At 58.8% G+C, this 13,634-nt stretch carries 13 protein-coding genes and 1 tRNA gene; 4 read left to right on the top strand and 10 right to left on the bottom strand.

The genetic code is table 11. The annotated features are described in order from the left end of the window. Positions 1–12 precede the first annotated feature (12 nt). The 10 genes from argB to rpmH all read right to left on the bottom strand — a co-directional run bounded on the left by argB (position 13) and on the right by rpmH (position 9,319). Positions 13–876, bottom strand: a complete 864-nt coding sequence (argB, locus tag ACR0E2_RS13290; RefSeq protein ID WP_480446729.1) for an acetylglutamate kinase — start codon at positions 874–876, stop codon at positions 13–15. A gap of 60 nt (positions 877–936) precedes the next feature. Beyond that, entirely contained in the window at positions 937–1,590 is a 654-nt protein-coding gene (yihA, locus tag ACR0E2_RS13285) for a ribosome biogenesis GTP-binding protein YihA/YsxC (RefSeq protein ID WP_152456923.1), read from the bottom strand. Continuing rightward, positions 1,587–2,324 carry an MOSC domain-containing protein gene (locus tag ACR0E2_RS13280; protein WP_480446728.1) on the bottom strand — a complete coding sequence of 246 codons (738 nt, stop codon included), beginning with the start codon at positions 2,322–2,324 and terminating at the stop codon, positions 1,587–1,589. The genes yihA and ACR0E2_RS13280 overlap by 4 nt, the downstream gene beginning before the upstream one ends. Further along, positions 2,321–4,150 (bottom strand): membrane protein insertase YidC, encoded by a 1,830-nt coding sequence (yidC, locus tag ACR0E2_RS13275; protein WP_480446727.1) that lies wholly within the window; start codon positions 4,148–4,150, stop codon positions 2,321–2,323. The genes ACR0E2_RS13280 and yidC overlap by 4 nt, the downstream gene beginning before the upstream one ends. Positions 4,151–4,276: 126 nt before the next feature. After that, positions 4,277–5,809, bottom strand: a complete 1,533-nt coding sequence (locus ACR0E2_RS13270) for a putative bifunctional diguanylate cyclase/phosphodiesterase (RefSeq protein WP_480446726.1) — start codon at positions 5,807–5,809, stop codon at positions 4,277–4,279. Between the two features lie 61 nt (positions 5,810–5,870). Then, positions 5,871–6,764, bottom strand: a complete 894-nt coding sequence (gene ttcA / locus ACR0E2_RS13265; RefSeq protein WP_480446725.1) for a tRNA 2-thiocytidine(32) synthetase TtcA — start codon at positions 6,762–6,764, stop codon at positions 5,871–5,873. A gap of 43 nt (positions 6,765–6,807) precedes the next feature. Next, complete coding sequence (locus ACR0E2_RS13260; RefSeq protein ID WP_480446724.1) at positions 6,808–8,424, bottom strand: acyl-CoA dehydrogenase family protein; 1,617 nt, start codon at positions 8,422–8,424, stop codon at positions 6,808–6,810. Positions 8,425–8,491: 67 nt separating this feature from the next. Next, positions 8,492–8,737: a membrane protein insertion efficiency factor YidD gene (yidD, locus tag ACR0E2_RS13255; RefSeq protein ID WP_152456928.1), complete on the bottom strand. Its 246-nt coding sequence runs from the start codon at positions 8,735–8,737 to the stop codon at positions 8,492–8,494. Beyond that, entirely contained in the window at positions 8,734–9,159 is a 426-nt protein-coding gene (gene rnpA / locus ACR0E2_RS13250) for a ribonuclease P protein component (protein ID WP_480446723.1), read from the bottom strand. Before rnpA ends, yidD begins: the two co-directional genes overlap by 4 nt. A 25-nt stretch (positions 9,160–9,184) precedes the next feature. Continuing rightward, a complete protein-coding gene (gene rpmH, locus ACR0E2_RS13245; RefSeq protein WP_005980833.1) occupies positions 9,185–9,319 on the bottom strand; it encodes a 50S ribosomal protein L34 in 135 nt (44 codons plus the stop codon). 295 nt (positions 9,320–9,614) lie between these two features. On the opposite strand from rpmH, the gene ACR0E2_RS13240 reads away from it, so the two are divergent. The 4 genes from ACR0E2_RS13240 (at position 9,615) to ACR0E2_RS13225 (ending at position 13,310) form a co-directional block, all read left to right on the top strand. After that, positions 9,615–10,346 (top strand): TVP38/TMEM64 family protein, encoded by a 732-nt coding sequence (locus ACR0E2_RS13240; RefSeq protein ID WP_480446722.1) that lies wholly within the window; start codon positions 9,615–9,617, stop codon positions 10,344–10,346. A gap of 3 nt (positions 10,347–10,349) precedes the next feature. Beyond that, positions 10,350–11,768 (top strand): dihydrolipoyl dehydrogenase family protein, encoded by a 1,419-nt coding sequence (locus tag ACR0E2_RS13235; RefSeq protein ID WP_480446721.1) that lies wholly within the window; start codon positions 10,350–10,352, stop codon positions 11,766–11,768. 18 nt (positions 11,769–11,786) lie between these two features. Beyond that, positions 11,787–13,169, top strand: coding sequence for a sensor histidine kinase (locus ACR0E2_RS13230; RefSeq protein WP_480446720.1), 1,383 nt, complete (start codon positions 11,787–11,789; stop codon positions 13,167–13,169). 64 nt (positions 13,170–13,233) lie between these two features. Next, positions 13,234–13,310 (top strand) — tRNA-Arg (locus tag ACR0E2_RS13225). The last annotated feature ends 324 nt before the right edge of the window (positions 13,311–13,634 follow it).

Genomic DNA, 13,634 nt, shown 5'->3' with positions numbered 1-13,634 from the left:
CTCTTGCGGGGATCAGTCCGGGCGTATCAGCGACCCGGCCCCATGTTCGGTGAACAGCTCCAGCAGCACGGCATTGGGTGCGCGCCCATCAAGTATGACGACAGCCCGAACGCCGCTGTGCAGGGCGTCCAGTGCGGTTTCCGTCTTGGGTATCATACCGCCTGCAATGGTGCCTTCGCGGGTCATTTCCTTTATCTGACCGGCCTTGAGTTCGGTCACGACATCGCCCGCCGCGTTCTTGACACCGGAAACATCCGTCAGCAGCAACAGACGGTCTGCCTTGAGCGAAGAAGCGATTGCCCCGGCTGCCGTGTCGCCATTGACGTTGAATGTTTCACCGTCGCGACCTGCACCAAGCGGGGCGATGACCGGGATTACGTCATGTGAAAACAGATCATGCAGGATCTTTGGATTCATCTCGGCAGGGGTGCCGACAAAGCCCAGCGACGCATCCGTCTGATCACAGACCATCAGGCCTGCGTCCTTGCCAGACAGGCCTACGGCTGATCCGCCCTGATCATTGATCGCCTGTACGATGCGCTTGTTCACAAGCCCGGACAGAACCATTTCGACCACTTCAACCGTGGCCTTGTCGGTCACTCGCTTGCCGTTCACGAATTCGGATTGAATGTCCAACTTGCCCAGCATTGCATTGATCATCGGACCACCGCCGTGGACGACCACCGGGTTCACACCCACCTGGCGCATCAGAACCACGTCCCGGGCAAAGCTCTCCATCGCCTCGTCGCTGCCCATGGCGTGTCCGCCAAGTTTGATGACGACGATGGCTCCGTCATAGCGCTGCAGATAGGGCAGGGCGCTGTTGAGTGTGGCTGCGGTGGCGATCCAGTCCCGGTTCATATCTCGTGTCTTCATAGCTAAAGTCCTTCTGGAAAACCGTGTTAGGACCTTTGCCCCACGCTGCCAAGGGCGAAGCTATTCCAGATGCGCAATGATGGACCTCAGGGTCGCGATGCCGTCACCCTTTTCGGATGAGGTAAGCACAATTTCCGGAAATGCCGCGGGATGTTTGGACAACGCGGCCCGGGTTTGTTCCAGAACCTTTTCACGATCCTTGGCTTTGACCTTGTCTGCCTTGGTCAGAACGCATTGAAATGTCACGGCGCTGGTGTCCAGCAACTTCATGATTTCGTCATCGACCGGTTTTACCCCGTGGCGCGAGTCGATCAGGACAAAGGCGCGGCGCAGTGTCTGGCGCCCGCTGAGATATTGTTTCAGCAGCTTCTGCCACTTCTCGACCACTTTCACCGGGGCGTTTGCATAGCCATAGCCCGGCAGGTCCACGAGATAGAGTTCAGGGCCTTGGGTGAAAAAGTTGATCTCTTGCGTGCGGCCAGGCGTGTTGGATGCGCGGGCCAGACCCTTCGTGCCGGTCAAGGCATTGATCAGGCTGGATTTGCCCACGTTCGAACGCCCCGCAAAACAGACTTCCAACCGGTCAGGGGCGGGAAGGCCATTCATGGCGACAACGCCTTTGACGAACTCGGACGGGCCTGCAAACAGTTTGCGGCCTCGCTCCAGGGCGAATTCATCCGGGTCTTCGGCCAGGGGGAAGGGAAGCGTGGTCATAGCACCTGCACCTCATCGTTGACGCGGATTTCGCCACCCTGGACGACCTCGGCGTAAACGCCGAAATCCTGATGGTCCCAACTGTTCAGGGCGCGCAGGGTGTCTGCGTCCCTCTCACCGGTTTCGGGATTGGCAGTGGTGGCCATACATCGCGTGATCCGCTCGCGGACGCGAAGCACGGCCTCGCCAATGCGCACGTCACGACCCAGCCAGTCAAACTCATCCCATAACGGCAGACCTTCGAACCAGATATTGCCGCGCCATCGAACAATGGACAGAGTCCGGTCCAGTTTCTGTTCGACTGCGCGATGCGATGCCATGTTGCACAGGCTGATCGATGGAAAGTCGCTGTCCGTCATACCGCGCCCCGGAACCCGAACGATCCGGGCAGATGCAGCCCGGTTCGCCGGCATAATCGGTTTCACCCAGTCCAGAAAAGCCTCTTGTTCGGTGTCCGGCGCAAAACAAAGATCCGGTCGTTGCGGGTGGCGCAATATAACCCGGTCGCCCTGCAATTCGGCCGAAATGGCCATCAACTGAGGCGCTTTTGAACCGCGGCTGAAATTGAAACAGGGTGCCCATTCCGAACCATCGGTTTTGGCGGCCTCATGAGCGACCGCCCAAACGCGATCCCCGGGCATGGTCTGCCCGGGGATGAGTGTGACGTGGCTCAGGGCTTCTCGCCCATGGCTTTTGATCGGGTGGCGCCAAAGGCTTGAGACCGTTCCGCTCATTTGTTGTCCGTTTTTGGCGTCCGCTTGAAACCGGACTTTATGTTTCCGAATACATCCGGCTTATAACCCTGGCTGCGCATGATCAGATATTGCTGTGTGAATGTGATCGTGTTGTTCGCGATCCAGTACACGACCAGACCACTGGCGAAACCACCCAGCATGAACATGAAGACCCAAGGCATCCAGGCAAAGATCATGGCCTGTGTCGGGTCAGTTGGCGCCGGGTTCAGTTTCTGCTGCAACCACATCGAAATACCCAGCAGCAGTGGCAGAATACCGATGAAGATCAGCGCCATCAGGCTTTCGGGTGCAGGTGCGGCCCAAGGCAGCAAGCCAAAGAAGTTGAAGATCGACGTCGGATCCGGCGCGCTCAGGTCCTGGAACGGGCCGAACCATGGGGCCTGACGCAGTTCGATCGTCACGAAAATCACCTTGTACAGCGAGAAGAAGATCGGAATCTGCAACAGAATTGGCAAGCAGCCTGCGGCAGGGTTCACCTTTTCCTTTTTGTACAGCTCCATCATACCCTGCTGCATTTTCTGGCGATCATCGCCTGCGGCTTCTTTCAGGGCTTCCATTTGCGGCTGCAATTCCTTCATCTTCGCCATCGAGACGTAGGACTTGAAGGCAAGCGGGAACAGGATGGCCTTGATGATCAGCGTCAGGCCGATGATAGACCAGCCCATGTTTCCAATCAGGGCATTGATGTTGTGCAGCAGCCAGAAGATCGGCTTGGTCAGGAAGTAGAACCAACCCCAGTCGATGCTGTCGATGAACTTCTGAACACCTTCTGCTTGATACTCCCGGATGGTTTCCCATTCCTTGGCACCGGCGAACAGTCTGGTCGTGACCTCTTCCGTCGTACCGGGCGCGACTGTCAGCGTCGGCAGAACCGTTTCCGTTTGATAGATTTTGCGACGTGAATCGTATTTGGCAGCAGCCTTGAACGCTGCACCCTCGGCCGGGATCAGGGTGGTCATCCAGTAGTGATCCGTGAACCCGATCCAGCCGCCTTCTTTGACCTGATAGACCTCGGCCTGTGCGCGTTCATTGGGGTCGATATCGAAATCGCGTACATCGCCATAGTCGATCTCATCCAGAACGCCGTCAGCCATAACCATGACGCCTTCGTGAAGAATAAAGAAGTTCTTCAGGCCCGGCAGGTCACCGTCTTCGCCTACACCGTGGCGTGCCAGAATGCCGTAGGGGGCCATGCCGACCTCAGCGTCCGTGGTGTTCTCGACAGACTGGGTGACCGAGAACATATAGTCTTCATCAACGGCAATGGTGCGGCGGAAGGTGAGGCCGTTTCCATTGTCCCAGGCCAACGTGATCGGAGTGTCAACACCCAGAGTTTCGCCCTGCTCAAGCGTCCAAAGAGTGTTCGGGCCGGGAACGTCCGTGACCGACAGGCCCGCGCCGGGGGCCCAGCCATAAAGGGCATAATAGGCAGAGTCACTTCCAACCGGGGACAGAAGTTCGACGATCGGAGAATCCTCGGCCAATGAAACCTTGTAATCCTTCAGCGACAGCTCATCAATTCGGCCACCGGCAAGCGACAGGCTGCCCGTCAGGCGGGGCGTGTCGATGCTGACGCGGGGCGCTTCGGGTTCGGCTTCGGCCTCAGTGGCGCTTGCAGTTGCTTCGCCGACCGTACCGGTATCAGCGGCGCTGGGCGTCTGAACCTCATTCCCTTCGATGCTGGCGATTTCAGCCTGTTCTGTGGTTGGTGAGGGTTCCGGCGGAGGGAACAGCACGAACCAGACCAGGATCACGAGAAAGCTGAGCGCGGTTGCGAGGATGAGATTCTTGTTCTGATCGTCCATCTGGGACAGCCACCTTGAGCAGTGAAAGACACCCGCAGGGTTCAACAGAGTGCAGGCCCAAAGGTCAAGCGGAATCGCTCGTCATTTCGTCACGGATTGGTCTTCTGTGGCGCAGTTTCCGGTTCTTCAGCCGGTTTGCCGCCCGATTTTGGGCATTCCGTCGATCTTGTTGCAATGAGACGTGATCCAGCCCTTGGTTTTTTCGAAAGGCATGGGCTTGCCGATGCCAAACCCCTGAACGTGGTCACATCCCAATTGCGCCATCAAGGCGTGTTCCCCGGGCGTTTCAACACCTTCAGCAAGCGTTTCCAGACTCAGCCGTTCTGCCATGGTCAGAATTGCGCTGGCCAACTGCTGCTGGCTTGGGTCCTGGTCCGCCTTTGTCACGAAAGAGCGGTCGATTTTGATCCGGGACACGTTGAACCGCTTGATTGACGCGATCGAGGCATGCCCTGTGCCGAAATCGTCCAGATCGATACAGCACCCCATCGCGGCCAAGCCCGTGACATTGCGGGTGATTACGTCATCCGGCCCTCTGGAAAACACGGTCTCCAATACTTCGACCGCCAATCTGTCCGGGGTCAGATCGCATTGATCCAATTCCCATTTCAGGCGGTCGATCAGCCCCGGGTCACGCAATTCGTCCGACGAAAAGTTGATGCCGATGCGTGGTACGGTCAGACCGGCGCGATCCCATTCGCGCATTGCGCAAAAGGCGTGATGCCGCATCGCCTGCCCCAGTTTGCCCATCAACTCCGCCTGTTCGGCAAAGGGCAGAAAGACATTGGGACCCAGCACTCCTTTTTTCGGGTGTTCCCAGCGGGCCAGAGCCTCGAACCCGGACACGCGCCCGGTATCCGTCGAGATCTGCGGTTGAAACCATGGACGAATTTCACCGCTTTCCAGCGCCGCATCAAATTCCTTGCGCAGATTGGTTCTGACCTGAGCTCGGCGACGTGTTTCGGACGAAAAGGCACGAATCGTCGACGGCCCGTTTTGCTGTGCTTCTTGCAGCGCGTTGTTTGCAGCGTTGCACCAATCCGTCGCGGTGCCGTCGGGGACATTGCTGCTGAGGCAGAAACCGATAGAGCAGGACAAGTAAACTCCGGTTCCGTTCAGCATGATGGGGTCTTCGACCGCGGATTGCATTCGTCCCGACATGTGAATGCAGGTTTCCAGATCAAGCTGTTGCGCCGGGTGCAGAACAACCATCATCTTGTTTCCATCGATCCGGGTCGCGGAGTCACTGGCGCGGATCATGGACATGACACGAGAGCAGAATTGCTGTGCCACATGGTTTGCTGCTGCTTGGCCATGCAGTTCAAGCATTTGCGTATAGTCGTCCAGGATTACAGCGAAACAGGCCGACGTTTCACCGCTGCGGCGACTATCCGAGAGCACCTCTGCCAGAACGGTTTCGAACTGGTCATTCGGCAGCAGGCCACCCTGTTGCCGTTTCCTGTCTGCCGGGTTGGGGGCCATTGCCGCTATGCCGGCAATCATCATGGGCAAGCCCAGAGCCACCGCGACCAAAGCGCGTTCACCGCCAAGCCAGAACGCCCCCAGGCTTGTTGCCGGAACAAAGGCGAGAACGGCTGGGCCGTATGCCACATTTCTCAAAGCTTCAATAATACGGTCGACGAAAGGATGATTCCGCATCGGGTCCTGACCTTGGGCATGAATGGTGTGCCGAGCCTAGGAAACCAGTCTGAGTCAGTCGTTAACGCAGAAGCGGTATTTCTTCCAAATTTTCCGCTTTTTCGTCAGAGTTTACGGAAAGATTAACAAAATCAAAGAGTTTTGCATCCAAAAGGTGCGACGGGCGCGCATTTGTTAACGCGCGGAACATAACCTGCCGCCGGCCCGGACTGTTCTTTTCCCATTGATCGAGAATCTGTTTGACCTGCTGCCGTTGCAACCCGTCCTGACTGCCGCACAAATCGCAGGGGATGATCGGATATTGCATGGCCTTGGCAAATTTCTCGCAGTCGGCTTCGGCGACGTGGGCAAGCGGGCGGAAGACAAAAAGATCTCCCTCTTCATTCACCAGTTTCGGTGGCATGGTGGCCAGACGGCCTCCGTGGAAGAGGTTCATGAAAAACGTTTCGAGAATATCGTCGCGGTGGTGGCCCAGCACGACGGCGGAACAGCCTTCTTCCCGGGCAATGCGATACAGGTTGCCGCGGCGAAGTCGCGAGCACAGGGCGCAATATGTTCGGCCCTGCGGGACCTTGTCCATCACAACAGAGTACGTGTCCTGGTACTCGATCCTGTGTGGCACACCCATGCGGTCCAGAAACTCTGGCAGGATCGTTGCCGGAAATCCGGGTTGTCCCTGATCCAGATTGCAAGCCAGAAGATCGACGGGCAGCAATCCGCGCCATTTGAGTTCGTAGAGGACGGCCAGCAGCGTATAACTGTCCTTGCCGCCCGACAGGCAGACAAGCCAACGCGGCGGTTTGCCGTCCTTGTCATGGGCGGAGGGGTCCACCATCCCGTATTGCTCGATCGCTTCGCGGGTCTGGCGCACGATGCGTTTGCGCAGTTTCTTGAACTCGGTGGTCGAGGGCGCGCCGGCAAAGAGCGGGTGGATATCGTCTGCATCATCAAACATGCGCTGCCCCTACAGCAGATGGCGCAACCGGGCAAGTGGCGGGTCAGCCAAGCCGCGCCAGCAAGGCGCCGGTATCCAACCCGGCTACTGCTCCGGGAATGCGGCCGCTATCGCCTGAAAGACGTGTGGCAACAAAGCCGTCAGCCACAGCGCCGGGCGCATGGCGCAGCAATTGCGAGGCTGTCAGCAGCAGAGCCGTACGTTCAGCGTACCAGCGCGCTTCGGCCTCGGGCGGCGGACCGGGCCAGCGGCTGCGATGCGCGGTCAGAGCTGCGTCATATCTTCTGTCCGTGCCTCTCACCGCATCCAATTCGGCCCCCAGAACCTCGGCGGCCTGCGGCTCACGCGTCAGGGTGCGCAGGATATCGAGGCAGATCACATTGCCTGACCCCTCCCAGATGCTGTTCAGGGGCGCTTCACGGTAGATCAGGGGCAAGGGCGTGTCTTCGACGTACCCCATGCCGCCCAGCACTTCCATCGCTTCGACGACGACGACCGGGCAGCGCTTGTTGTTCAGGAACTTGGCCAATGCGACGCCGATCCGGGCAAAGGCCTTGTCTTCGGGTGTCTGGCCGTCAAATGCCTGCGCCACACGCATTCCCAGAGTCACTGCGCCTTCCCAGTCCAGAACAAGGTCGGACAGGACCGCTTGCATCAGCGGTTGATCAATCAATCGGCGCTGAAATGCGCTGCGGTGTTCCACCCAATGATGCGCTGCGCTGAGCGCGGCACGCATCAGCCCGGCCGGTGCCATGGCTGTATCAAGCCGCGTGTGGTGCACCATTTCCAGTATGGTGCGTATGCCCGCGCCTTCTTCGCCCAACTGATAGGCCAGCGCGTCATGATACTCGATTTCCGAGGATGCGTTGGATTTGTTGCCCAGCTTGTCCTTCAGACGCATCAGGTGGATCGCATTGCGCTCGCCCTCGAGCCAGCGGGGCACCAGAAAACAGGTCAACCCGCCGGGCGCCTGTGCCAGTGTCAGGAACCCATCCGACATTGGCGCGGAACAGAACCATTTGTGCCCGCGCAAGCGCCAGTGATCCCCGTCGCGGGTCGCAATGGTCGTATTGGCGCGTATATCCGAACCGCCCTGTTTCTCGGTCATCGCCATCCCCAGCGTCGCGCTGGTCTTTTGACCGATCGGTTCCTTCGAAGGATCATAGTGGCGGGCCATGAGTTTTGGCTGCCAGAGAGTGGCAATGTGTTCATTGGCGGCCAGTGCAGGGATTGCTGCATGGGTCATGGTCATCGGGCAGCAATGCCCGGGTTCGACCTGCCCGGCCAAATAGACCATCGCCGCATGGGTCGCATGCCCGCCGGGCTGTTCATCCCAGGCCAGCGCGGCATAGCCCGCCGATTGGCTGATCTGCATCATCTGATGATAGGCCGGGTGAAACCGCACCTCGTCCAGGCGTCTGCCGCCGGGATCGAACAGCCGCAGCTCTGGCGGATGCCGGTTGGCTTCCCGACCCATTTCCCGCGTTTCTTCGGTTCCGAGTGTGTTGCCATATGCCGCCAGTTCCACAGCGCGCGCGCCCGCTGTCTTTGCTGCGTCTTGCAGGACCGGATCGGACAGCCAAAGATCGGCGTCGCCGCGCACGGGCGGTTGGTTCAGGACATCGTGGGTTGGCAGGGTGTCGCGCGCAGGAGATTTCATCGCGACCTCGGGTTGTGCAGGTCCAACTGTTCAGGCGCGACACTTGCCGGTCAAGTCTGACGGGGGGTCAGGACGAAGGGTCGTTATGCTTGTCGTCAGGTACCGGATCATACCCGTCGCCGCCCCAAGGGTGGCAACGGCAGATCCGATGAGCGGCCAGGTAGGATCCTTTGACCGCCCCGTGTTTCTCCAGCGCCTCAAGCGCATAGGCGGAACAGGTGGGTTGGTAGCGACAGTTGAAACCGACCCATGGGCTGAAGATCAGCCGATACGCCCGAACAGGCAGGGCAACGATATGGGACAGGAAGGTCATTTTTCAGCCGCATGCACCTTGCGGAGCGCATAGCGCAGGTCGTCCAGAAGTGCGTCATAGGGGCGGTTGGCGGTAACTTCGGCGCGGCCGATCAGAACGTAATCCCACCCGTCGCGGCCGGCTTCGGGCAATACGGCCCGTGCGGCTTCGCGCAGACGGCGCTTGGCGCGGTTGCGGGCCACGGCATTGCCCACTTTTTTCGAGCAGGTGAACCCCACGCGAATCCCGTTGCCCTCGCCGGGGTCACGCTTGCGGGCCTGAACCATCATCGAAGACGTGCCTTGTCGGCGGGCACGGGCCGCTTTCAGAAAGTCGGACCGTTTCTTGAGAACGGTCAGGGGTGCAGATGCACAAACGGACGCCGCCGGGGGCTTGTTCCCGGGGTGGTTCCTACCAACCTCAGGGGCCTCCGGCGGCGTCATGTTCATAACCTGATCGGTGAGCGGTTTACGCGCTCAGCGATTTGCGGCCGCGTGCGCGACGTGCATTCAGGATCTTGCGGCCGGCCTTTGTGGCCATGCGCGCGCGGAAACCGTGGCGGCGTTTGCGAACCAGGTTCGAAGGCTGATAGGTGCGTTTCATCGCTCCGTCTCCAATCTATGCGGTCGGGTGCGGCGCGGATTCGCCTGCCCGTGGTGTTCGAAGCCCGTCCTCTACTGCCAAGCGGGGGGTAAGTCAAACCCCAACGGCCAGGTTTTCGCAGCTTTTGCAACAATTCTGTAACCGGCAACGGCAAAAGGTTTCAAAATACCCGTTTATCGCCGGAATCCCTCACATTCGGTGCCACACAGATCAAGGCCCCGTGATCCCCCTGTTGCAGGCCCGTCAGTCAGCGCATCTTGGGCACAAGATGAAGCACAAAGAACCGGAAAATCTGATGTCCGACACAAGCCAGGCGCCGCGCAACGGTGTCGCGCGCCACATTCCGCTGCTTGTAATCCTGAGCGTTGCCGTTGTCGGCTTTTTCACGCTTGGGGATTACCTGACTTTCGAGACCTTGCGGGACAATCGCGAGGCGCTTCTGGCGTGGCGGGACGGTCACTATTGGATCATGGCAGCCGCTTTTGTCGCCATTTATATCGTCATAGTGGCCTTTTCACTGCCCGGTGCCGCGGTGGCTTCGATGACGGGCGGTTTTCTTTTCGGTCTTTTTGCGGGAACCGTTTTCAATGTCGTGTCCGCCACCATCGGTGCGTCGGCGATCTTTCTGGCGGCGCGCTGGGGCTTGGGCGAAGCCCTGACGTCGCGCCTGGAATCATCAGAAGGCACGGTCAGGAAACTGAAGGACGGTCTGCGGGAAAACGAAATCTCGGTGTTGTTTCTGCTGCGACTGGTGCCGGTCGTGCCGTTCTTTGTTGCCAATCTGGTGCCGGCTTTGGTCGGTGTGAAGTTCCGCAATTTTCTTTTGACGACCGCGCTGGGCATCATTCCCGGAGGTATCGTGTACACGTGGATCGGGGTCGGCTTGGGTGGTGTATTCGACCGTGGGGAAACGCCTGATGTTTCGTTGCTGTGGGAACCGTTCGTGATCGGGCCGATTATCGGGTTGTGTATATTGGCCGCCTTGCCCATCGTTTTCAAAGCACTGCGCGCGAAAAGAGGCACCTGAACCATGAAAGAGTTGAAAACCGATCTCCTGGTCATTGGCGCCGGGTCCGGAGGATTGTCCGTCGCCGCGGGTGCCAGCCAGATGGGCGCGGATGTTGTCCTGCTGGAAGGGCACAAGATGGGTGGGGATTGCCTGAATTTCGGCTGTGTCCCGTCGAAGGCGCTGATTGCAAGTGGCAAAGCGGCCCACGCTCAGGCGCATTCCGTTCGTTTTGGCGTCGCTGATACAATCCCTCAGATCGACTACGCCGCAGTAAAGGATCATGTTCATGATGTGATCGCGCAGATCGAACCGATGGACAGTCAGCAGCGGTTCGAAGGCTTCGGCGTGAAGGTCATCCGCGAATATGGCACGTTCATATCCCCTGAAAAGGTGCAGGCCGGGGATCATGTCATCTCTGCGCGTCGCATCGTCATCGCGACCGGTTCATCACCGCTGGTGCCGCCGATTCCGGGGTTGGACACAGTGCCCTATTACACGAACGAAACCATCTTTGACTTGAGAGAGCGGCCAGATCACCTGCTGATCATCGGGGGCGGCCCGATCGGGATGGAGATGGCGCAGGCCCATATACGCCTCGGCAGCAGGGTGACGGTCGTCGAAGGGCTCAAAGCCTTGGGCAAAGATGATCCCGAGGCTGCCTCCGTGGTGCTGGATACCCTGCGCAGTGAAGGCGTGGACATCCGGGAAAACGCCATGATCGCGCAGGTTCGCGGAACAGAGGGCGCTGTGGAGGTCGTTGCCGAAAACGATGAAATTCACCGGGGCACTCATCTTTTGATCGCTGCCGGTCGCAAAGCCAATATCGAGCGTCTGAACCTGGAGGCAGCAGGAATTGAACGCACGAGAACCGGCCTCAGGACGGATGACGCGCTGCGCACGACCAATCGCCGCGTCTATGCGATCGGAGATGTGGCCGGTGGCCTGCAATTCACCCATGTTGCAGGGTATCATGCAGGTGTCATCATTCGCTCGGCCCTGTTCGGTCTGCCGTCCCGGGCGAAAACGGCACATATCCCGTGGGCCACCTATACGGACCCGGAGCTGGCGCAGGTCGGACTGACCGAAGCTCAGGCCCGCGAGGCGCATGGAGAAAAGCTGGAAATCGCCCGCTTTGACTATCACCACAATGACCGGGCGATTGCCGAGCGCAAAACCAAAGGCTTCGTCAAGGTCATGGTCGTGAAAGGCCGACCTGTCGGCGCCACAATCGTCGGGCATCAGGCGGGTGAGTTGATCAACTTGTGGTCGTTGGCTTTGGCCAATAACCTGAAGATGGGGCAGATCGCTGCCATGGTTTCACCCTATCCGACGATCGGAGAGCTTAACAAACGTGTGGCGGGTGCTTATTTCTCGCCAAGGCTGTTTGAGAATCAGACAGTTAAACGAGTGGTCAGGTTCGTCCAGCGCTGGATTCCCTGACCTGAGGAGGGGCGCAAATTGAACTCGCTATCGGGCCGATTTCTGATCCTGACGACGGTCTTCGTCATGTTGGCCGAGGTTCTGATCTTTGTCCCGTCGATCGCCCGGTTCCGCGAGGACTTTCTGCTGAACAGGCTCGAACGCGCGCAGATCGCCTCGCTGGCTTTGCTGGCGGACGATATGCTGGCGGAAGATCTTGAGGCGGAACTGCTGGCAAACGCAGGCGTCTACAATGTCGTATTGCGACGGGATGAGGTTCGGCAACTGATGCTGTCGTCGCCGATTCCCGATCCAATCGCCGACACGTTCGATTTGCGGGATGCAAGCCCCTGGGTTCTGATCCGGGATGCAATCAGCCGCTTTCTCAAGCCCGAAAACGAAGTCATCCGGGTCATCGGAGAACCGGTCAAGGGGGCAGGCCTTCTGATCGAAGTCACCATGGACAGCATGCCGTTGCGAACGGCGATGATTGACTACGGATTGCGTATTCTCGGTCTGTCCTTTGTGATCTCCATCATCACGGCGTTTTTTCTGTTTCTCGCCGTACGCGTCGTACTTGTGCGGCCCATCAAAAGCGTCGTCGGCTACATGCAGCGCTATGCCAGTGCGCCAGAGGATGCGCGTGGCATAATATCGCCGAATTCGAAGGTGACGGAGCTGCGCGAGGCCGAGGAGGCACTGAAGATGCTGCAAACGGACCTGACCCAGGCGCTCAAACAGCGGGAAAGGCTGGCGCAGCTTGGGGGGGCCGTCGCCAAAGTCAGCCATGACTTGCGCAATATCCTGACGTCGGCGCAGCTGTTTACCGATCGGATCGAGGCCAGTGATGATCCGCTGGTGCGGCGGATGGCGCCGAAACTGGTGAATTCCATCACCCGGGCCGTGTCTCTTTGTGAAAGCACATTGGCCTTTGGCCGCGCGGAAGAGCCCGCGCCCACCCTGACTATGGTTCCGATCCGCGCAATCGCGGCAGATGTCGCGGCCAGCGAACAACTCGCCGTCGCCGATGCCTGCGTCGAGATCGTGAACGAAGTGCCGGACGCGCTTGTGGCCCGTGCCGACCCCGAACAATTGTACCGCGTCATCATGAACCTCGTGCGCAACGCAAGACAGGCTCTGGTTGCCTCTGGAAAACCTGGCCGGGTTACCATTGCGGGCTGTGAATACGACGACGCTTGGTGCATCGAAATCCGCGACACGGGGCCGGGTCTTCCCCCCAAGGCGCGCGAAAACCTGTTCACGCCTTTCCAGGGCGGGGTCCGAAAGGGTGGCTCGGGTCTTGGGCTGGCAATCTCGCAGGAGCTGGTGCGCGGCCATGGCGGGGATCTGGTTTTGAAAGAGACCGGCCCCGAGGGAACAGTCTTTGAAATCCGCCTTCCGCGCGGGGACATGACTTTTTGATTTTTTTTTGAAGAATCGGCTTGCACGTCTCGGGCAGCAGGTCTAAACACCGCCTCACCAACGCGGACCGATAGCTCAGCTGGATAGAGTACTTGACTACGAATCAAGGGGTCGGGGGTTCGAATCCTCCTCGGTCCGCCACTTTCCTTTGAATTCATTGGAAAAAATGGCGGTTTTTACCAGCTACCCGCCAACATACCCGCCAAAGTGGTGGCTAGTTTCGAATGGCCTGTAGACATCGACGGATTGATACCGGGAAATAACTCGTCAGTTCAAACTGACTATGAGTTACCTGATCGGGTTCAGCCAAATATTCTATCCGTTTACTGTTTTTTGCTGGGCGACAGACTTCCATACAAGTTCTAAGTTAACTCCTAGGCTCAGGATGCATTGATTTTAGCTGCGCTGCGTGACTCACGGCTCCCAGAACGGAGCGGAGACATGAGCGATCTTTATTGACGAACC

This window comes from Ruegeria sp. A4, from assembly GCF_056543025.1.
Note: the sequence above shows the minus strand (reverse complement) of the source record. Positions and strands in the feature narration are given on the sequence as shown.